Below are 19669 nucleotides of genomic sequence, written 5' to 3'. Positions count from 1 at the left end.
CCGGCCCGAGGCCCCCCCAGCTCCACCTCCATCACCTCCAAGGGCAACCCCGCCCCCACCGCAACCGCCGCCCGCGCCCGCATGGACCCCCTCCCTTTTTAGTCTATTCTTTGGAACAGTATGGTGTCGTCGCAAGGACCGATTTCAACTACGCAACGAACTATTCATACTTTGGTCGTAGGCTGCGCGGGGAGGCGCTCATGACTCGGCTTGGAACGACGGTCCTGTTGGCATTTGTCCTCGCGGCGCCGGCTCGGGCGGCGGACCCGTCCGATCCCGAATGGCCCTGCATCCAGCGCAAGGTGGAGCATCTCTCTCCCGCCGCGATGTGGCCGCACCCCTTTGGGGAGGAGGTCGCCCCCCTCTCCCCCGACCTGGAGGAGCTGGCCGCCCGCCTCGCCCTCCGCCGCGTCTCCGAGGAGGAGGCCCGGGCCCTCGTGGCCGAGGCCGCCGCCGACCACCCCGACCTGGGCCTCCCGGGCTATGGCCACCTGTTCCAGGCCACCTTCGACCACATCGACCGCCAGCGCGCCCGCATCCTGTCGGGGATCACCCGCTACGCCCGCAACCAGACCCGCCTGTCGTCCGAGCTGGACTCGCTCCGGGCCGAGATGGCCTGGCTCGAAGCTGCCGAAAACCCCGACTTCGACCGCATGGACGAGGTGGAGGCCCGGATCGACTGGCACGTCCGCGTCTTCAACGACCGCGCCCGCGCCCTCACCTATGTCTGCGAGTCCCCCATCCTGCTGGAGCAGCGCGCCTACGTCATCGCCCAGATGCTCCTCAAGGCGGCGGGCTAGCCCTCACTCCCATTCCAGCTCCGTGTAGGCCACCGTGGCATTGCGGGGGTTGTGCTCGTCGAACAGCGTCCAGGCCCCGCGCTCCCCCGCCGCCGCGACCGCCGCGGCCTCGCCCAGCGTGGCCCCCTCGGCCAGGAGCGCCCGCACATCCGCCCCGAGCACCCCCAGGTAGCGCCGCACCGGCCCTGCCGCCTCGGGCCAGGGCAGCACCGGACCGCCATGCCCCGGCACCACCCGCGTGGCTTCGCTCCCTTCCAGCGCGTCCAGCACCCCCAGCCACCCGGCCAACGAGCCGTCGAGCGTCGGCAGATGCCCCTCCACCACCACATCCCCCGCGACCAGCGTCCCCGTCGCGCGGTCCAGCACCGTGAGGTCCGCGCCCGAATGGGCCACCGGCCAGGCCCGCAATTCGATCTCCCGCCCGCCCAGGTCCAGCACCTCCATGTCCGTCACGTCACGGTCCACCTCCGGCACCTCGCTGCCCAGGAACGCCGCCCCGACCTGCCGCGCCCCTTGCTCCAGATAGGGCGTGGCCCGCAGCGCCAGCCCTTCGGCCAGCCCCGCCGGAGCCACCACCTCCGCACCCGCGTCGGCCAGCGCCGTCGCGCCGAGCACGTGATCCGGGTGCCCATGCGTCAGGATGGCGAAGCGGATCGGCCGGTCGGTGAGTCCGCGCACAGCCGCGACCACCGCCTCTCCCAGCACTCGCGAGCCGCCGGGGTCGATCACCGCCACCGCCTCCGCGCCCACGACGATCACCGTGTTGCCGATGTCGCCGCCGTTCGCCGCGTCGGCCAGCGCCACCGCGCCCCGATGCACGAACAGCCCCGGCGCGACCTCCTCGAACTCCATCGCCGGCGCGTCCATCGCCCCGCAGCGCACCCCCTCGACCCGCGCCGCCCGCTCCCAGGCCACCAGCCGAGGCGCGGCGGCGGCCCGCGCCTCGGCACAGGTCGTTGCCCCCGCCGGCACCGCGCGCGTCGCGCAGCCCCCGCCGTCCAGCCCGCAAAGCATCACGAGAACGTCGATCATGGCCGCCTCCGAAATCCGTCGCCACACGCGCCATCCGTGCTATGTTCCCGCGATATGGCGTCGGATGGGAGGCCCGCCATGACCCGACTGCTCCTCGCCCTGCTGCTCGCCGCCGGCACCGCCGGGGCGCAGGGCACGCCGCTCCAGCCCAGCCCCACCTGGAACGATCTCGCCTACGACATCCTCGGCGACGCCGCCCCGATCCCGGCCGACGGCGCGCTGACGCTGGAGGCCCCCATCCGGGCCGAGGACGCGGCCACCGTGCCGATCCGCCTCGTCCAGCCCCCCGGCTCGCCCTGGGTCCAGGACATCACCCTCGTCATCGACGAGAACCCGGCCCCCGTCGCCGCCGAGATCGTCTTCGGCGAGGCGATGCGCCCGCTCGACTTCGAGATGCGCGTGCGGGTCAACCAGTATTCCAACGTTCGCGCCCTGGCGATGACCGCCGGCGGCGACCTCCTGATGACCGGGGCCTTCGTCAAGGCGTCGGGCGGCTGCTCCGCCCCTGCCAGCCGCCCGCCCGGAGAGGCGATGGCCGGCGCGGGCGAGATGCGCCTGCGCGAGTTCGGCGCCGCCCCCGACGGCCGCCGAGAGGCGCAGGTGATGATCCGCCACCCGCAGTTCTCGGGCCTCCAGCGCGATCAGGTCACCCAGCTCTGGATTCCCGCCCACTTCATCGACGAGATGGAGGTCTGGCAGGGCGACGAACGGCTCTTCGCCCTCTCGGGCGGCATCTCGGTGTCCGAGAACCCGGTCTTCCGCTTCCGCTACATCGACAACGGCGCGTCCGGCTTCCGCGTGAAGGTCCACGACACCGAGGGCAACACCTGGGAGCAAACCCTCCCCAAGGAGCCGGCGACCTAGAAGCAGAGCACCTCCGCCTCGGCTTGCGCGCGGCGCAGGTCGGCCACCGCGCCCCGCACCAGCGCGTTGTCGCGGAACAGCGTGGCCCTCTCCCCGCCGGTCTGCTGGAGGGCGAGGATCGCCTCGGCTTCCTCGTAGCGCGCATAGGGCAGGATCGCCGCGATCTGGTCGATGGAGCAGGCGCAACGCTCCAGCACCTCACGGCTTTGGCCGTTCACCGCCATGCAGGCGAAGACGTATTCCGCCCGCGCCGCCGTCGGGTAGTCGTTGAGGCCCATGGCCGGGTCCTCCTGCGCCCGTGCCCCGGTCGCGGCGACCAGCAGCGCCAGCGCCAGCGTCCTCATTCCTCGACCAGCGCCAGCGAGGCGTCATAGGCCTCCGCGCTCGCCCCCGCCGGGGCCTCGGCGCGGATGGAATGGTACCAGCCCGGCACCGACTCCGAGACGACGACCCGGATCTCCAGGTCGGCGAAGCGGCCCAGGTCCGCCCGATGCGCGTCCGTGGCGAAGGGCGACAGGGCCACCTCCGTCGCCTCGACCGTGCCGCCGTCCCAGGGCACCGTCACCGCCGCGACCGCGACCTCCCCGGCCAGCGCGTCGCGGATGCGGTTGCGGATGTAGAAGGGGCTGCCCCCCGTCGCCTCCGAGATCGTCCGCACCGTGCGCTCCAGGAACACCATCGCCACCGGGTTCCCCACGCCGGCGTCGAACCGGCCAAGCGGCTCCGCCCCATCGGCCCGGTCTCCCTGCACGACGGCGGCCCCGTCCCCCGCGAGGTCCACGACGACCCGGCTCCAGCCCCCGTCGGGCACGGCCGCGCCGCCATCATAGAGAAGCTGCGTCCCCCCCGGCAGCCCATCGAGCGTGCCGCTCCGGAACACGATGTCGAAGGCCCGCTCGGCGCGCAGCGCGCCGGGCCCCATCAGCGCCGCGACCAGCGCGAGCGTGGCGATCCGTCCCATGACTCTCCTCCCCAGGTGTCATGCGTCCGGACCCATCAAAGCCCCTTCCGGGGGCCTTGTCCACAGCGCCTTGCGCGGGCCGGGTCAGATCTCCCGCGAGGTCCCGACCGGCTGGCAGGTCCAGCGCTGCACGCGCCAGCCCGGATGCTCCATCACCCATTGGGCGAGCTGCGGCTGCGCCGCCATCGTGCAGTTGGTCAGCGACACGTCCGAGAATTGCAGCGCCCGCGTCTCGCAGGTGGCGGGATCGGCGCTCAGGCAGACGACGAAGGCGAGTTCAATCATCAAGGGACACTCCGGGACGAACGGAATCGGGCCGCGACGACGGCCCCGATCCATCCCGCCCGGAGATGCCGCGGGATGCAACCGCGGCAAAGGCCGATGACCGCAACGTGAGCGACGGCGCCTATTTCGTGAGCCGCTCCGCGTGGAAACGCACGTGATCCGCCATGAACGTGGAGATGAAGTAGTAGGAGTGATCGTAGCCCGGCTGCCGCCGCAACGTCAGCGCGATCCCCGCGTCCCGGCAAGCCGCCTCCAGAAGCTCCGGCCGCAGCTCCCGCTCCAGGAAATTGTCGGCCTCGCCCTGATCCACCAGGATCTCGTCCACCCGCGCCCCATCCTCGATCAGCGCCACCGCGTCGTGCCTGCGCCAAGCCGCGCGTTCGGGCCCCAGATAGGCCCCGAACGCCTTCTCGCCCCACGGGACCAGCGACGGAGCCACGATCGGCGCGAAGGCCGACACCGACCGGAACCGCCCCCGCAGGGACAGCGCCAGCGTCAGCGCCCCATGCCCGCCCATCGAATGGCCAAAGATGCCCTGCCGGTCCATGTCCGCCGGGAACTCGGCGCCGACCAGCGCCGGCAGCTCCTCGGTGACATACCGCTTCATGTTGTAGCGCCCCGCCCAGGGAGCCTGCGTCGCGTCGAGGTAGAACCCCGCTCCCTGCCCCAGATCGTAGGCCGGATCATCCGCCGCGTCCCCGCGCGGCGAGGTGTCGGGGCAGACCACGATCACCCCCGCCTCGGCGGCGGCGCGACGGTATTCCCCCTTCTCCATGACGTTGGCGTGGGTGCAGGTCAGCCCCGAGAGATACCACAGCACTGGGCAGGGCTCCGTCTTCGCCGCCGGCGGCAGGAAGACCGCGAAGGTCATCTCTCCTCCCGTGGCCTCCGATCCATGCCTGCACACGATCTGCCGGCCCCCGTGCGAGGCCCAGTCCGACACCGTTTCCATCCGTCCTCCCGACGCTGCTCCCCCTCAGCCTAGCCGCCCGGGCGGGAAACCGGAACCCGCCCGGGACGGCCCCGGTCAGGCGTCGGCGGTCTCGGCGGCGGCCTGCGCGGCGGACTGGGTGCTGTGCTGAAGGGTCCAGGTGGCGATGTAGTCCATCAGCGCCGGCGACAGGCAATCGTAGGGCTCCAGCCCCATCTCGCGCAGGCGGGCGCGGATGCCGTCCATCTCGGCCGGGTCCACCCCCGCCTCGATGACCGAGGACACGAAGGCCGCGAAGCCAGGCTGCATCCAGCCGCCTTCCTCGAACCGCTCGGGATGCAGGAAGCTCAGGCCCTTGAACGGATGGTCCCGCTCCACCGGCCCATGCATGTGGACCCCGCACTCCCGGCAGCGATGCCGCTGGATGAGCGCCGCGCGGTCCACCACCTCCAGCTTGTCGCCATTCTCCAGCACCGACACCTTGTCCACCGGCGCGACCGCCACCACCGAGAGGATGGCGCCGTCGGGCTTCCAGCACTTGGTGCAGCCGCAGGCGTGGTTGTGGGCGACCTGCCCCTCGACCCGCACGCGCACGGGCCGGTCGGCGCAGGCGCAGACCAGGACGCCGCCGGCGAAGTCCGGCGAGGTCGGGGCGATCCCGTCGTCCAAGGCGGGATGCAGCTTGGGCGTGGCCATGTGGTTCCTCCTCCATGTTGCCCGGGCGGGGCCACCCCCGCGCGCGGGACGCGCCCGGTTCGTTGCGGACGCCCCCGAAGGCTAGCACGAAGCCGCCCGATGGAAGCGGAAAATCCGCCGCGCCGCGCCGCCGCCTCTCGGCGGATCGTCGCCCGTCAGGCGCAGAGCGTTCGCCCCTCCTCGCGCCGCAGGGCGTTGTGGATGTCCACGGCGGCGATCTCGGCCTGCGCCATGGCCACGGCGATCTGGTTCAGCCCCGTCACGGCGTCGCCGGCCGCATAGACGCCCGGCACGCTCGTCCGCTGGTGGGCGTCGGTCAGGAATCGCCCCTCCCCCGTCAGCTCCACCCCCAGCATCGCGCCGAGGTCCGTGCGCGGCCGAACCCCCATCCCGCTGTAGGCGGTAAAGACCCGCAGCGCCGTTCCGTCCTCCAGGTGCAGGCTCACCTCGGCCCTGCCCTCCTCGCCCGAGCCATGGGCCTCCATCCCGCGCAGCGGCGTCTCGACGATGCGGACGCCCGCCGCCTCGACGCGGGCGCGGTCCTCCGGCCCGACCTCCAGCGGCCCGCCCATCGTCACCAGCGACAGATCGTCGGTGTAGCGCGACAGGAACAGCGCCTCGCCCGCCGCGTCGGCGCCGCCGCCCAGCACCGCGACCGCCCGGCCCCGCACCTCGTAGCCGTCGCAGATCGGGCATTGCCGGATGAGGCCGGCGCGCACCTTGCCGATGGCGTCCTCCACGGGGGGCAGGTTGTCCCAGACCCCGGTGGCCAGCAGCACGTTCCGCGCCACCACAGCCCCGCCGCCGGTCTCGGCCCGGAACGTCCCGTCCTCCTGCCGCGACAGCGCCGTCACCACCCCCTCGCGCCGCCCGCCCCCGAACTCCTCCAGTTGCGCCCGCATCCGCGCCAGCAGCTCCTCGCCGTTGATGCCGCCAGGAAAGGCCGGGTGGTTGTGCGACCGGGGGATCCAGGACGCCCGGCTCTCGCCCCCGTCGATCAGCCGGAACCGCCGCCGGAACCGCGCCAGGAAGATCGCGGCCGTGAGCCCGGCGGGGCCGCCCCCGACGATGCAGCAATCAAGGATGTCGTCGGCCATGGGTCCGGCGTCCTCCGGGCTTGTCCCGCGCGGGCGGGGCAGGGGGGTAAAGGCTCGGGCGGAACGGCGCAGCCGCGCGGCGGTTCCCGCGCCGCAGGCGGCGGGAGGTCCGGGCCGAGAACCGCCGAGGCTGCGCGAAGATCGGCCACGCCCGATCCGGGTTTCGCCATCCGCCTTCTTTTCCGACGCTTCCCATGCCATGATCCTGGCCGGATCACCCGTCCCGACGCGGCCTCCGCGCAGGGCGCGGCCGTCCCTCGCCACACGGCCGGCAGGGCCGATCCGCCGCGACCCTCGGACCATGGTCCGACCGGGCCGGACCTTGGTCGCAGGACGAACCTTCGACCTCGGCGGCGTTGATCCCCGGAGAAGGTCCGAATAATCTTGAGGGGACGAAATCCGGGCCGAGATTTCGACCCGAATCCCTGTTGCGGCGCGAATTCGAGGGGGAATCGATTTGCGTCCTTTCCGAATGACGGAACCGCCCCGGCGGCTCCGACCGGGTCATTGCGTCCCGGTCACACCATCCCAGGACCAGGGGCAGCGCCGGTGACGGGGCCGGCCTCGCCTGCCGCGGGACGTCCCGTGCCGGAGCTCGCCGCCCGGCTCGCGCCCGCGCTGGTCCACGAGCTCGCGCAGCCCCTGGCCAGCCTCTCGGGCCTGGCCGCCAGTTGCCGCGACCTCCTGGCCGGGGGCTCGGACCCCGACCTCAGCCGCAGCCTCGTCGAGGAGATCGGACGGCAGTCGGAGCGGGCCGGGCGCATCCTCGGCGCGCTACGCCGCCTCGTCGCCGAGGAGCTCCGGCCAAGGCCCGAGCCGCTGGCCGCCCTGATCGAGGAAGCGCGGCTCCTGGCCCTCGCCGGGCCCGCCGCCCGCCGCGTCGCCCTCCGGCTGGAGATCCCCGGGGGCCTGACCGTCCGCGCCGACCGCCTCCTGCTGGAGCTGGCGCTCGCCAACCTCCTCCGCAACGCGCTGGAGGCGATCGGCCCCGAGACCCCCGGCGAGATCCGCGTCAGCGCCGCCGCCTGCCTGGGTGGCGGGGCCGAGGTCCGCGTCGCCGACAGCGGCCCCGGCGTGCCACCCGGCCTGGGCGACCGCATCTTCGAGCCGAACGTGACCACCAAGGCAGGTGGCCTGGGCCACGGCCTGCCGCTCTGCCGCGACATCGCCCGCGCCCATGGCGGGAGCCTTCGGCTCCTGCGGGGCCCCGCGCCCGGCGCGACCTTCGCCCTGACCCTGCCCGGCTTCTCCGAGGAGGACCACCATGCCTGACCCGACGGTCTATGTCATCGACGACGATGACGGCGTGCGGCGCTCGCTCCAGCTCCTGCTGGGCTTCGCCGGCTACCACGTGCGCGGCTTCGACTCGGCCGAGGCCTTCCTGTCCTGCGTCGAGGACGCCACGCCCGGCCCGGTCCTGCTCGACCTGCGGTTGCCGGGCATGGACGGGCTGGACTGCCTCCGCGTGATCGCTGGGCGCCGCCTGCCCTTTCCCGCCATCCTCCTGACCGGCTTCGCCGACGTGCCCCTGGCCGTCCAGGCCATGCAGGCCGGGGCCGTGACCGTCCTCGAGAAGCCCTGGGAACGCGAGGCGCTGCTCGCGGCCCTTCAGGAGGCGCAGGCCCGCCTTCCCGCGCCGCGCGCCGCGACGGGGCGTCACATCCACGCCCGGAGCCGTCTCGACGACCTCACCCGGCGCGAGCGCGACGTGCTGGGCCTCCTCGTGGCCGGGCTGGCGAACAAGGCCATCGCCCACGACCTCGGGATCAGCTGCCGCACCGTCGAGGTCCACCGCGCGCGGATCATGGACAAGATGGGCGCGCGCAGCTTCTCGAACCTCGTGAAGATCGCGCTGGAGGCCGGCTACGGCGCCTGAGTCCCCGCCGCGCGAACGCGGAAACCGCCGCCCCATCGGGGCGGCGGTCGCGTTTCGTGCGATCGTGGGATGGGTGGCGGCCCGGTCGCCCGGGCCGCCCGCACCTCAGAGGGCGAAGTCCGAGCGATCCAGGGTGGACGCGTTCAGCACCCGGATCTGCGCCTCGATGCCGATGTCGCTGTCGGTGTCGATCTGCACCAGCAGGTCCGCGCCCGAGGCCACGTAGCGCACCTGGGTCGCCGACCCGACCGTGAAGGCGGCCGTGCCGATGAAGTCGAACACCGTGCCCGACAGCCCGCCGATGTCGATGATGTCGCCGCCGGACTCGCCCGCGCCCTCCATGCCGACGATGGAGTCGGTGATGGTCGTGCTCGACTCCGCGAGGGTGGAGAAGATGAAGAGGTCGTCCCCCAGCCCCCCCACGAGCTGGTCGGAGCCCAGGCCCCCCATCAGCGTGTCGCTGCCGGCATCGCCCGACAGGATGTCGTTGCCGTTGCCGCCGGACAGCGTGTCGTTGCCGTCGCCGCCCGACAGGCTGTTGGCGGCGGTGCTGCCGAAGAAGGTGTCGTCCCCGGTGCCGCCGATGAGGTTCTCGATCCCCGCCAGCGTGTCGAAGGCGGCCGCGTCCTCCGCGCTGCCGGTCACGCGGGTGTTGGCGATGGCCAGGTCGATGGTCAGCGCGCGCGTGAAGGCCGCGTAGCTCGCGGTATCGACGCCGGCGCCGCCGTTCATGATGTCGGCGGCCTCGTCCACCGTCGCCATCAGCTGGTCATTGCCGTTGCCGCCGTTGAGCGAGTTGGCGTTCGCGTCGCCCCGCAGCGAGTCGGCGCCGTTGCCGGTCGCCACCTGCTCGAAGCCCGCGATGGAGGCGAAGCCCGTCGCCGTCCCGGTCTCCAGGTCCACCACCGCGCTCGTCGAGAGGGTGGCGTAGGTCAGCCGGTCCACCCCGTCGCCCACGTCGAGAACCAGCGACTCGACCCCGGCGATGGCCGACAGGCCCGTCATCGAGGTGATGGCGCTGCCCGCCAGGACCGCCGTCACGAGATTGGCCGCCGTCGTCCCGGTGATGACCAGCCGGTCGAAGCCGAGCCCGCCGTTCACGTTGTCCGTGCCCTCGGCCAAGGTCATGAACATGCGATCCGCCCCGGCGCCGCCGTCGATGAGGTCGTTGCCGATGCCGCCCACGATGTAGTCGTTGCCGTCCCCGCCGAAGATGGTGTCGGCGCCGCCCTGCCCATAGAGCACGTCGGCGGCCCCGAACCCGGACAGCGTGTCGTTGCCGTTCAGGCCGTAGAGGATGTCGATCGTCTCCCCGCCGTCCAGCGCGGCGTCCGCCGCGTTGCTGCCCACCCGCAGCGTGACCACCTCGATCATGGTGCCCGACTGGGCGCTCAGCAGGAGGTTGATGACGTTGGAGGTGTTCTGCGTCAGCACCCGGGTGGTGCTCAGGACATTGGCCACGTCGCCGACCGGCCCGACGCTGAACGCGTCGGTGTTGCTGGTCAACAGCGAGATGGTCACCCCTTCCACGTCGGTGTTCAGCACGCCGAGCGCCGTCCCGATGGCGGGCAGGCCGTTGCCGGGCTGCGCCAGCGGCTCGAAAGACAGCTCGGTGTCGAGCACCGTGCCCATGTTCCCCCGCAGGTCGATGTCCTCGTCCACGAAGTCGAGGATCTCGATGTTGCGGATGAAGTCGGTGTCGTCCACCAGCGCCCCCCGCGTCGCGCCGGCGGTGTCGGTGATCGCGATGAAGCCGTCGTTGTTCACGTCGAAGGCGTTCTGGATCACCTCCTCGCCCCGGTCGCGCAGGTCGCCGTCACCGTTGAGGTCGATCCGCAGGCCCCGGCCCTCGATGTTGTATTCCGAGGAAAGGCCGCGGTAGATCGAGGTGTCGGTGTCGCCCGCCGTCGTGTCGGGCCGGATCTCCCGCACGATGGACATCTGCCCCGGATTGATCGTCCGGTTCAGAAGCAGGCTCTGGAGCGAGGCGCCCCCGAAGGCCACGCGGGTGAAGTCCGGCTGCCCATCCGGGCCCAGGAAGTAGACCTTGCCCGCCGTCGCCCCCGCCACGAGGCGCGAGCTGTTGAGCGACTCGGCCGAGTAGGTGGTGTTGCCCACCACGATCTTGATGCGGACGTTGAGCCACGAGTCGCCGTCGATGAGGTCGAAGCCGCCCCGGCCCTCGAAGATGTCGTTGCCGTCGCCCCCCATCAGGATGTTGCCGCTGTTGTATTCGGCCGCGTTGGTCGAGACCCCGAGATCCACGAGCGTCTGCCGCACGTCCAGCACCGGCCGCGCCGTGACGGGGGTGCTGGGCGTGCCGCGCAGCCACGCGCCCAGGCCGTCGATGCGGTCCACGCCCGCCTGGTTCAGCGCGTTCTCGTCGGGCGTGGCATCGACCTCCGGCTCGATCAGCGCCGAGCCGATGTCGTCGCCCCTCAGCGTGTCGGCGAACCGCCACCCCGAGAAGGCCTCGATCAGGTCGAAGCGGTCGCGCAGGATCTCGGCCGGGACCGAGGTGAAGATCGGGATGCGCATGTCGAAGTTGACGCCGGCCGTGTCATACTTGGCGCTGGCCCAGTCGAAGCCCCACATCCCCTCGAAGCGCTGGACGCCGATGCCGGACAGGGCGATGTCGTCGCCCGACTCCAGGTCGTAGTCCTGGTCGTTGCCCTGACCCCAGGCCACGTCGTGCCCGATGATCGTGGAGTTGAAGAACAGCTCCGAGTTGTCGCCGGCGATGGTGTCGAAGCCCTCGCCGCCCTCGATCCAGTCGTCGCCCTCGTTCCCCATGAGGAGGTCGGCGCCCGAGCCGCCGAGGATGAAGTCGTTGCCCTCGTCGCCGAAGACCTCCGAGGCGTCCTGCCCGAGGAAGGCCGCGTCCGAGCCCTCGCCGCCGAACAGCAGGTTGATGCCCCGCGCCGAGGAGATGACGTCGTTGCCCCGCTCGCCGCGCAGGAAGTTGTCGCCGAAGGGGTCCTCGATGATGTCGTCGCCGTCGCCGCCGAACACCTGGTCGGATTCCTGGCCCGCGTTCAGGTAGTCGTTGCCGCCGTCGCCCCAGAGCGCATCGATGCCCAGGTCGCCCCGCAGCGTGTCGTTGCCCTCGGTGCCGCCCAGGACCACGTGCTCGCCGCCCCGGAAGATCAGCGTGCCGCCAACCTGGTGCCCGTTGGCGTCGGTCACGCCCGGGTCGATGCGGCGCACCTTGGGGTCGATGCTCTGGCGGATCGGATCGTCCCAGGTGGGGTCCCGTCCGGCGGCGGCGCCGTTGTAGTCGGCTTGCGCGATGGCCCGGTCCAGCTCCAGGATCATGTCGGGCGTCGTGAAGAGGCTCGCGTTCATGTGCGGCGCATACACGTCGCCCAGGTCCGAGTTCCGCATCGCGATGTCGGTGAAGGTGTTGGCCTCCAGCTGGTTGAGGAGGTTCAGCCCCTGCGTCCGCGACAGGTAATAGAGCCGGTCGCCGTTCTGGAGCTGCTCCATCTGGTATTCGAAGATGAAGTTGAACGTCGATCCCAGCATCCCGCCGAACTCGTTCAGCTTCTCCGCGAGGCCGCCGATCCAGAGGTCCACCTTGTCGAGGCCGCCGCGCTCGGTCACGTAGTCGCCCTGCGCGTTGAGGAAGTCCTGCCGGTCCTGCTCGTCGATGGGAACGACGACATCCTCCAGCACGCCATCCGCGTCGGTGTCCCGCTTCAGCACCAGCTCCGTGCCCAGCACCAGCGCCGTCGCGACGGCGCGCTTCTCCTCCAGCGAGGCGTCGTCGAGCAGGAGCGGGTGCGTCCCGTAGGCCGCGATGAAGTTGATGAGCGAGATCGGGTTCTTGAGGTTCTGGGCGAAGTCGCTCCAGCCCTCGTAGGGCTTGAGGTCGGCGATGCCGAAGTCGTTATACAGTTGCGTCCGCGTCTCGTTGAGCGAGGCCACCCCCGTTTCGCGGCCCCGCGCGATGTTGAGCGCCGCGAGGTCGAGCGGCAGGCCCAGCAGGTTGCTCCGCAGCGCCGGGACGATGAACTCGTCGATCTCCGAGCCCTTGTCCATGCTCAGGCCGCGGATGATCGCCGCCTGGATCTCGTCGATGTTGTCGGCCGTGTCGTTCCAGGCCTGCGGGTTCAGGAAGGCGCCGATGAGCGAGAACTGCTCGTTCGTCCCCGGCTCGTTGATCGGGTTCAGGTCGTTGTCGATCCGGTCCACCGTGTCCGTCAGCATCGAGTGGCCGAACCGGTAGACCGTGTGCGCGAACTCCGCGAGGATCGACGGGTCGATGTCGGCGGTGTTGGTGAACACGAAGGGATCGACCGCCGGCTGGATGCGCCGGGCGAACTCCTCGAACACCATGTGCTGGTACTGCATCTCGGTCGAGAAGCGGGCCGCCTGGAACATCCGCTCGCCGTCCCAGACCAGATCGGCGATGTCGGCCGGGCTGGTGGGAACCGCGTCCACGTCCACCAGCAGCCATTCGTTGAGGAAGGCGAGGTCGCCGTGCTCCAGGATGGTCGCCTTGTTCGCCTCGACCGTCCGGTTGTGCTCCGAGTGGAAGATCGCGTGGACCGCCGTCAGGCCGAAGTTCTCGTTGCCGCGCCCGTCGCCGGTGATGAAGTGCTTGTCGAGCAGCTCGTCGTCGTAGGCGACCTTGTTGCCGCGCGCGTCGGTGGCGATGGCGTTGCCCGCCACGTCGTCGGAGTCCGCCTGCACGACGGTCGGGATCGCCGGCGTGGCCGGGTTGCCGTCGTGGTCATTCAGGAAGGTCGTCCCCGGCACCGCGTTGTGGGCGATGTCCTCCAGGAAGGCCGGCCCGGCCGCGCGGCTGCCCGCCGTGCTGATGCCGGCGGCGGTGCCCTCCTTCAGCCATTGCGTCGGGTGGGTGGCGTCCGGCGCCATCACCATCTGCGCGTAACCGTTCGGTCCCAGGATCAGGTTCCCGTAGGCGTCCGTCGCCAGCAGCGGCACGCGCAGCACGTCGCTGTTCTCCAGCCGGATGCCCAGCACCTCCAGCGCCTGCTTCTTCACGTCGGCCCAGGTGCCGATGGCGCCGTCGCGCGACCCGGTCTCGTCGGTCCCGTCGAGCAGCTTGCCGGTGGAATACACCCTCTCCCCGTCGCCGTGGTCCACCCGCACCTGCTCGCGGATGAAGGCCTGGTGCGAGGCGTGCGAGGTGTAGGTCTGGTTCTGGTCCACCCAGGAGGTGGTGCCGTTCCGATGCTGCGCCTGGCCGTCCACCGTCGTCGGCGTCGCCCGCGTCAGCGTCATGAACCGCAGGTTCAGGTTCAGGTCGTCGGCCGTCCCGAACACCTTGTCCGCCCCGGCGATCAGCGGGTCGTCGGGCGCGAGCGGGACAAAGACCGTGCCGTTGCTGCCCTTGGCCACGAGGTCCAGCCCGTGGTCGAAGAACTGGCCGAAGATGGTCATGAAGTTGTTGAAGGACGGCGACAGCCCGATGTCGGGCGACAGGTTCTCGATCCGGATGCCGCCCTCGGGGCCGAGCTCCAGCTCATGCTTCGCCATCACGGCCTCGAAGGCCGCCTGCGCCGCCGCCCGCGCGTCGGGATCGGCGACGCCGACGGTCGCCTGGTAGGCGTCCGTGATCTCCGCCACCGCCTCGTTGGCCTTGACGCCCTCGACCCCGTTCACCTTCAGCGCCGCATAGATCGCCGCCGGGTTGGCCGCCGTCTGGTCCACGATCAGGTTCGAGATCGTGCGCGGGTCGGCATCGACCACGCTGCCTGGCGCCTCGTAATCGGTGTTCCCCACGTTGAAGAACGGCGCCTCGTCGTTCTCCGGGTCCTGGTAGTCCGGGTCCAGCAGCCGCGGGAACAGCTCGCCCGCCGCGCCGACCCGCTCCCGCCCCGGCAGGATCTGGTTGTCGCTGCCGTCCACCGTGCGGATGCCGGCGGGCAGGAGTGCCGCGTCCGTCGCCGAGACGCCGTATTCCAGCATGATGGCCTCGGTGGTGGTGAGGCCGTCGCGGCTCACGCTCTCGCCGATGCGGATCTGCCGCAGGATGTATTCAAGATCGTGGATATTGATATTGAAGCTGGTGGCCATGCTCGGACCCTTTCCCCATGCAGCGAACCGCCGGCGGTCGCGCCGCAAGCCGCGGCCTCACGCGGCGGCCGGTTCCCGGCGCCCCTCCGGCCATGTGAGGGGCGTTGGCCCGGGCACGGGCCGGAACGAAAGGATGTCGGCATTGCGCCAGGGACCGGCGTATTCTCCCCTGTTTCCATTTTTGCGACAATGAGCAGGGAATTGCCATACGGCCGTAGGTCTGCGGACCCCGACCCGCCGGGTCGCAGGACCATCCCCGCCCCTGCCTCCGAGGCCAAGCTCCGCGCCGCCGCCTCGCGTCGCGCAACCGCGACACGACATTCGCAAGACTTTTCAACCCGGTGGTGAAACATAGTCGCACCCCCGCATCATTGTTGATGGAGGGGGGACGATGGACTAGATACGGACCAAGGAAGTGCGACCTAGGGCCATGTTGGCCCGGGTCGGGTGCGGGTGTCGTGGTGCGTTCAACGTCAGGCGGTTGAGGATGGTGGTCGAGACGATCCCTCGTTGGTCAACGCTCAGCCTCTCCCGTCAGTTCATTCTCCTGTCATCCGTCCTCCTGCTGCTGGCCGTCGCGCTTCTCGGCCAGTGGGTGTCCACCCGCATCCAGGACGCCGTGGAGGAGGACGTGGGCCACCGCGCCGCCATCTTCCTCGAACATTTCCTCGAACCCTACATCGGCGAGCTGGCCGTCACCGGCGACCTGTCGCCCCAAAGCCGCGCCGCCATCTCGGCCGACCTCGCCCGCATCTCCAAGGGCCTCAACGTGCTCCAGACCCGGCTCTGGACCCCCGGCGGCCGCATCCTCCTCGCCTCCGACCCCGGGCTGGAGGGCCGCACCCTCCCCGTCGCGGGCAGCCTCGCCGAGGCCGTGGCCGGCCGCATCGCCGTGGAGTCCGAGGATCACCTCCACAGCGAGACCCTCGCCGGCCGGCGCGTCTTCGAGGTCTACGTCCCGATCCGCTCCGCCCCCGGCGGCCCGGTCGTCGCCGTGGCCGAGTTCTACCAGGACGGCGCGGCGCTCCTGTCCATCCTCGGCTGGACCCGCACGCAGACCTGGGCCATCGTCGCCCTGGTCAGCCTCGGGCTCCTCGCCGGGGTCTACGGCCTGGTCGATCGCGGCAGCGCCACCATCCAGCGCCAGCGCGCCGAGATCGAGGCCCGCGTGGCCGAGCTGACCCGCCTCCTCCACCACAACGAGTTCCTGCGCCGCCGCATCCAGCAGGCCTCCTCGCGCAGCGCCGAGGACTCCGAGACGCAGATGCGCCGCATCGGGGCCGACCTCCACGACGGCATCGGCCAGCTCCTCACCATCGCCTCGCTCCGGCTGGAGCAGCTCTTCCCGCAAGGGGGCGTCCACAACGGCAACTACCTCCTCGTCAAGTCCATGCTCGACGACGCCATGACCGAGGTGCGGGCCATGGTGGCGGGCCTCGCCCTGCCGCAGATGCAGGGCCTCCCCCTCGCCGCCGCCGTGTCCACGATCGTCATGAAGCACCGGCACCGCACCTCGACCGAGGTGCGCCTGACCCTGCCCGACGACCTCGACGAGCCCAGCAACCCCGTCAAGCTGGCGATCTGCCGCTTCGTCCAGGAGGGGCTGAGCAACGCCTTCAAGCACGCCCACGGCGCGCCCTGCGCGGTGGGCGTCCGCAGCGACGCGGCGGGCCTCCTCGTCCAGGTCGCGGACGACGGCCCCGGCCTGTCGCGGCCCTCCTCCAGCCCCGACGCCAAGCGCCAGCCGCTCGGGCTCGCCGGGCTCCGCAACCGGGTCGAGAGCCTGGGCGGCGAGTTCCGCATCCTGAGCACGCCCGGCCGGGGCACCACCATCATCGGTCATTTTCCTCGTGAAGCCTGAGGTTCACCATGTCTGACCTTCTCCGCATCGCCATCGTGGACGACCATCCCCTGGTCCGCGAGGGGGTGGCCCACGCCATCGACGGCTCGGGCCAGGCCCGCGTCGTGGCCCAGGGCTCGACCGCCCAGGAGGCCATCCAGATCGTCCGGGACCACGACCCCGACGTGCTGCTCCTCGACCTCAGCCTGCCCGGCTCCGGCCTCTCGGCCCTGCGCGAGATCGCGCAGTCCGGCGCGCGCACCAAGGTCGTCATCCTGACCGTCTCCGAGGAGAACGGCGACGTGCTCGAGGCGCTCCGCTCCGGCGCGAGCGGCTACATCCTCAAGGGCATCAGCGGCACCGAGCTGCGCTCCGCGATCCAGCGCGTCCACGGCGCGGGCTCCTACGTCTCGCCCGAGCTGGGCGCGCGGATGCTGGCCGACATCAGCCGCAACGTCGAGGTGGTGAACGCCAAGCGCAGCATCCGCCTGAGCGAGCGCGAGCACGAGGTCTGCCGGCTGGTCCGGCGCGGCCTCTGCAACAAGGAGATCGGCAGCAAGCTCGACATCAGCGAGAAGACGGTCAAGCACTACCTGACCAACATCTTCAAGAAGCTCGACGTCCGCAACCGCACCGAGCTGGCCCTCCTCGACTAGGACGGCCCCCGCCAACGCCACCTCGCCCCGCCCGCTTGACCCCGCCCGCTCATCCCCGCCCGCTCATTCCCGCCCGCGCGGAACCGGCAGGCCGGTCGAAATGTCGGCCGCGCCCGTCCGGCGGTGACGGGATGTTAACCTCCGTGCGCTAGGATGGCCTGGAACGAAGGAACCAGGGGGAGGGCAGGGGATGACAGCGCAGATCGCAGCGCAGCCGTCGGCGACCATGGCGACGCCGCCCGCCGTGGCGGAGGGGGAGCTGCCCGTCGGCGCGCGCACCGTCGCGCGCACGCTCCGCCGCTCCTCGCTGCCGCCCGCCGCGGTCTCGGGGGTGGCGCTGCTGCTCGACGCCGCGGCGCTGGGCCTGGGCCTCTGGTTCGCGGCCGACCTGTCGGGGCGCGGCGACGACGCGCCCGCCCGCGCCGCCCTGCTGGCGGTCCTCGGGGCGCTGGGCGGCACCTTCGCGCTCTGGGCCTGGGGCCTCTACCGCCTCCGCGTCCTGCGCCGCTTCTGGTCCGGGGCCGCGCCGCTCCTCGCGCTCGGCGTGGCGCTGGCCGCGCTCGACGGCCATGGCTGGTGGGCGCTGGCCCCCGTCCTGCCCCTCCTCCCCGCCCGGGGCCTGGGCGCGCTGCTCGCCGCCACCGCGCTCGACTACGGCCTGACCGAACGGCGGGCGATCATCCTCGGCGGCGGCGACCGGGCCGAACGGGTCATCACCACCCTGGCCGAATCGCCCGACAACGACATCCGCGTCTGCGGGATGTTCGACGACCGCGACGACCTCCGCTCCCCCCCGGTGGTCGCCGGCGTGCCCAAGCTCGGGCGGCTCGAGGTGCTCCTGCCCTTCGCCCGCTCCGCCGAGATCGACCTCCTCATCGTCACCATCCCCCTCAGCGCCGAACAGCGCATCCGCCAAATCCTCAAGCTGGTCGAGGTGCTGCCCGTGGACGTGCGCCTGTCCGACTTCTCGGCCGACCCGACCTTCCGCCGCCGCGGCCCCTTCGAGGGGCTGGGCGCGTCGGGCGGCCTCGTCAGCGTCATGTCGCGCCCCATCCGGGGCGGCAAGCTCGCGGCCAAGCGGGCGATGGACCTGCTGGGGGCGGCCGTCGCCCTCCTGCTGCTGTCGCCCGTCCTCCTCCTCACCGCCCTCGCGGTCCGCCTGGAAAGCCCGGGGCCGATCTTCTTCCGCCAGCTCCGCTACGGATACAACCAGCGCCCCGTCCTGATGTGGAAGTTCCGGTCCCTCCGCGCCGAGAGCTGCGACCCCCTCGCCCGCCGCGTCGTCACACGCGGCGACCCCCGCGTGACGCGCGTCGGCCGCGTCATCCGCCGCTGGTCCATCGACGAACTGCCGCAGCTCTTCAACGTCCTCGCGGGGGAGCTGTCGCTCGTCGGCCCCCGCCCCCACGTCCCCGGCGCCGTCTCCTCCCGGCAGGAATCGTTCGAGGCCATCGTCGATGGCTACGCCGCCCGCCACAAGGTCCGCCCCGGCATCACCGGCTGGGCGCAGATCAACGGCTGGCGCGGCGAGATCGACGACCCCGAATCCCTCCGCCGCCGGGTGGAGCACGACCTCTACTACATCGAGAACTGGTCGATCTGGTTCGACCTCTACGTGCTGCTGCTGACGCCCCTGCGCCTCCTGGGCGGCAAGGGCGCCTACTGACGCCCCCGCCCATGCCTCCCGCCCCGCTCCCGGGCCACCCAGCACCCCGCGCGCCCTCCCCCATGGACAAGCAGGCCCGGCGCCCTACCCCTCCCCGGGCCTATCGCCCGGAGACCGCCATGCCCCCCTCCTCCCGCGCCCTCGTCACCGGAGCCTCGGCCGGCATCGGCCTCGCCTACGCCGAACGGCTCGCCCGCGCCGGTTCCGACCTCGTCCTCGTCGCCCGCCGCGCCGACCGGCTCGACGCGCTGGCCCGCGACCTCCACGACCGCCACGGCACCAAGGCCGAGACCCTCCCCGCCGACCTCTCCACGCCCGAGGGGGTCGCCGCCGTCGCCGCCCGCCTCGCCGCCGACCCGGCCATCGACCTCCTGGTGAACAACGCCGGCTACGCCGCGCGCGGCCGCGTGGGCGAACTCGACCCCGACGCGCTCGACCACATGCTTCGCGTGAACGTCCTGGCGCTGGCCCGCCTCTCGCACGCCGCCATGGCCGCGATGCGGCCGCGCGGGCGCGGCGCTCTCATCAACGTTGCCTCCGGCACGGTCTTCATGCAGATGCCCGGCAACGCCGGCTACGGCGCGTCCAAGACCTTCGTCATGGCCTTCACCCGCACCCTCCAGGCCGAGGCCGAGGGGACCGGCATCCGGGTCCAGCTCCTCATCCCCGGCGTGATCGCCACCGACTTCCACGCCATCGCCGGCAATTCCCTCTCCAACTTCCCGCCCGAACGCGTGATGCAGGCCGACGATCTGGTGGCCGCCTCCCTCAAGGCCCTGGAGATGGACGAGCCCGTCTACATCCCCTCCCTCCCCGAGGTCCGCGACTGGGAGGCCTACGTCGCCGCCGAGCGCGCGGTCGCCGCCGGCGCCTCGCGCGACCGCCCGGCGGCCCGCTACGGCCTCCCCGGCTGACCCCGA

At 71.7% G+C, this 19669-nt stretch carries 16 protein-coding genes; 8 read left to right on the top strand and 8 right to left on the bottom strand.

Going from position 1 to position 19669, the window contains the following annotated elements:
* The first annotated feature begins 227 nt into the window (after positions 1-227).
* The gene (locus J2Z33_RS16235; protein ID WP_245218929.1) at positions 228-800 is read left to right on the top strand and encodes a hypothetical protein; all 573 of its coding nucleotides are present in this window, start codon (positions 228-230) and stop codon (positions 798-800) included.
* Positions 801-803: 3 nt separating this feature from the next.
* On the opposite strand, the gene J2Z33_RS16230 is transcribed toward J2Z33_RS16235, so the two are convergent.
* Positions 804-1832: a quinoprotein relay system zinc metallohydrolase 2 gene (locus J2Z33_RS16230; RefSeq protein ID WP_209842999.1), complete on the bottom strand. Its 1029-nt coding sequence runs from the start codon at positions 1830-1832 to the stop codon at positions 804-806.
* A gap of 78 nt (positions 1833-1910) precedes the next feature.
* Between J2Z33_RS16230 and J2Z33_RS16225 the strand changes: the two genes are divergently transcribed.
* Complete coding sequence (locus J2Z33_RS16225) at positions 1911-2696, top strand: quinoprotein dehydrogenase-associated SoxYZ-like carrier (RefSeq protein WP_209842997.1); 786 nt, start codon at positions 1911-1913, stop codon at positions 2694-2696.
* Here J2Z33_RS16225 and J2Z33_RS16220 read toward each other — a convergent pair.
* From J2Z33_RS16220 to J2Z33_RS16195, 6 genes are all read right to left on the bottom strand, one after another.
* On the bottom strand, positions 2693-3040 hold the full coding sequence (locus J2Z33_RS16220) for a hypothetical protein (protein WP_209842995.1): 348 nt from the start codon (positions 3038-3040) through the stop codon (positions 2693-2695). The genes J2Z33_RS16225 and J2Z33_RS16220 overlap by 4 nt on opposite strands.
* A complete protein-coding gene (locus J2Z33_RS16215) occupies positions 3037-3657 on the bottom strand; it encodes a hypothetical protein (RefSeq protein ID WP_209842993.1) in 621 nt (206 codons plus the stop codon). Before J2Z33_RS16215 ends, J2Z33_RS16220 begins: the two co-directional genes overlap by 4 nt.
* Positions 3658-3741: 84 nt before the next feature.
* The gene (locus J2Z33_RS16210) at positions 3742-3942 is read right to left on the bottom strand and encodes a hypothetical protein (RefSeq protein ID WP_209842992.1); all 201 of its coding nucleotides are present in this window, start codon (positions 3940-3942) and stop codon (positions 3742-3744) included.
* Positions 3943-4063: 121 nt separating this feature from the next.
* Positions 4064-4894 carry an S-formylglutathione hydrolase gene (fghA, locus tag J2Z33_RS16205; protein WP_209842990.1) on the bottom strand — a complete coding sequence of 277 codons (831 nt, stop codon included), beginning with the start codon at positions 4892-4894 and terminating at the stop codon, positions 4064-4066.
* A gap of 75 nt (positions 4895-4969) precedes the next feature.
* Positions 4970-5569, bottom strand: coding sequence for an S-(hydroxymethyl)glutathione synthase (gfa, locus tag J2Z33_RS16200; protein WP_209842988.1), 600 nt, complete (start codon positions 5567-5569; stop codon positions 4970-4972).
* A 155-nt stretch (positions 5570-5724) separates the two neighbouring features.
* Entirely contained in the window at positions 5725-6666 is a 942-nt protein-coding gene (locus J2Z33_RS16195; protein WP_209842986.1) for an NAD(P)/FAD-dependent oxidoreductase, read from the bottom strand.
* 585 nt (positions 6667-7251) lie between these two features.
* On the opposite strand from J2Z33_RS16195, the gene J2Z33_RS16190 reads away from it, so the two are divergent.
* Entirely contained in the window at positions 7252-7938 is a 687-nt protein-coding gene (locus J2Z33_RS16190; RefSeq protein WP_209842984.1) for a sensor histidine kinase, read from the top strand.
* Complete coding sequence (locus tag J2Z33_RS16185) at positions 7931-8542, top strand: response regulator transcription factor (RefSeq protein ID WP_209842981.1); 612 nt, start codon at positions 7931-7933, stop codon at positions 8540-8542. Before J2Z33_RS16190 ends, J2Z33_RS16185 begins: the two co-directional genes overlap by 8 nt.
* 105 nt (positions 8543-8647) lie before the next feature.
* Here the strand turns inward: J2Z33_RS16185 and J2Z33_RS16180 are convergent, their stop codons facing one another.
* A complete protein-coding gene (locus J2Z33_RS16180) occupies positions 8648-14587 on the bottom strand; it encodes a peroxidase family protein (protein WP_209842979.1) in 5940 nt (1979 codons plus the stop codon).
* Between the two features lie 487 nt (positions 14588-15074).
* Here J2Z33_RS16180 and J2Z33_RS16175 point away from each other — a divergent pair, with 487 nt between their 5' ends.
* The 4 genes from J2Z33_RS16175 (at position 15075) to J2Z33_RS16160 (ending at position 19663) form a co-directional block, all read left to right on the top strand.
* Positions 15075-16448, top strand: coding sequence for a sensor histidine kinase (locus J2Z33_RS16175; protein ID WP_209842977.1), 1374 nt, complete (start codon positions 15075-15077; stop codon positions 16446-16448).
* 8 nt (positions 16449-16456) lie between these two features.
* Positions 16457-17083, top strand: coding sequence for a response regulator (locus J2Z33_RS16170; RefSeq protein ID WP_209842975.1), 627 nt, complete (start codon positions 16457-16459; stop codon positions 17081-17083).
* Positions 17084-17273: 190 nt separating this feature from the next.
* A complete protein-coding gene (locus tag J2Z33_RS16165; RefSeq protein WP_209842973.1) occupies positions 17274-18749 on the top strand; it encodes an exopolysaccharide biosynthesis polyprenyl glycosylphosphotransferase in 1476 nt (491 codons plus the stop codon).
* A 119-nt stretch (positions 18750-18868) separates the two neighbouring features.
* On the top strand, positions 18869-19663 hold the full coding sequence (locus J2Z33_RS16160) for an SDR family NAD(P)-dependent oxidoreductase (protein WP_209842971.1): 795 nt from the start codon (positions 18869-18871) through the stop codon (positions 19661-19663).
* Positions 19664-19669 lie beyond the last annotated feature (6 nt).

Origin of the sequence: Rubellimicrobium aerolatum (assembly GCF_017872975.1) — a bacterium.
Taxonomy (GTDB): Bacteria; Pseudomonadota; Alphaproteobacteria; order Rhodobacterales; family Rhodobacteraceae; genus Rubellimicrobium; species Rubellimicrobium aerolatum.
This window is presented reverse-complemented; position numbering and strand designations above follow the sequence as displayed.

What these genes read in the sequence shown, in the direction of transcription:
- J2Z33_RS16165 (WP_209842973.1), top strand. Translation starts at nt 17,274, where the DNA reads ATGACAGCGCAGATCGCAGCGCAGCCGTCGGCGACCATGGCGACGCCG.
- J2Z33_RS16180 (WP_209842979.1), bottom strand. Translation starts at nt 14,587, where the DNA reads ATGGCCACCAGCTTCAATATCAATATCCACGATCTTGAATACATCCTG.
- J2Z33_RS16215 (WP_209842993.1), bottom strand. Translation starts at nt 3,657, where the DNA reads ATGGGACGGATCGCCACGCTCGCGCTGGTCGCGGCGCTGATGGGGCCC.
- J2Z33_RS16185 (WP_209842981.1), top strand. Translation starts at nt 7,931, where the DNA reads ATGCCTGACCCGACGGTCTATGTCATCGACGACGATGACGGCGTGCGG.
- J2Z33_RS16195 (WP_209842986.1), bottom strand. Translation starts at nt 6,666, where the DNA reads ATGGCCGACGACATCCTTGATTGCTGCATCGTCGGGGGCGGCCCCGCC.
- J2Z33_RS16210 (WP_209842992.1), bottom strand. Translation starts at nt 3,942, where the DNA reads ATGATTGAACTCGCCTTCGTCGTCTGCCTGAGCGCCGATCCCGCCACC.
- fghA (WP_209842990.1), bottom strand. Translation starts at nt 4,894, where the DNA reads ATGGAAACGGTGTCGGACTGGGCCTCGCACGGGGGCCGGCAGATCGTG.
- J2Z33_RS16220 (WP_209842995.1), bottom strand. Translation starts at nt 3,040, where the DNA reads ATGAGGACGCTGGCGCTGGCGCTGCTGGTCGCCGCGACCGGGGCACGG.
- J2Z33_RS16225 (WP_209842997.1), top strand. Translation starts at nt 1,911, where the DNA reads ATGACCCGACTGCTCCTCGCCCTGCTGCTCGCCGCCGGCACCGCCGGG.
- J2Z33_RS16170 (WP_209842975.1), top strand. Translation starts at nt 16,457, where the DNA reads ATGTCTGACCTTCTCCGCATCGCCATCGTGGACGACCATCCCCTGGTC.
- J2Z33_RS16175 (WP_209842977.1), top strand. Translation starts at nt 15,075, where the DNA reads ATGGTGGTCGAGACGATCCCTCGTTGGTCAACGCTCAGCCTCTCCCGT.
- J2Z33_RS16230 (WP_209842999.1), bottom strand. Translation starts at nt 1,832, where the DNA reads ATGATCGACGTTCTCGTGATGCTTTGCGGGCTGGACGGCGGGGGCTGC.
- J2Z33_RS16160 (WP_209842971.1), top strand. Translation starts at nt 18,869, where the DNA reads ATGCCCCCCTCCTCCCGCGCCCTCGTCACCGGAGCCTCGGCCGGCATC.
- gfa (WP_209842988.1), bottom strand. Translation starts at nt 5,569, where the DNA reads ATGGCCACGCCCAAGCTGCATCCCGCCTTGGACGACGGGATCGCCCCG.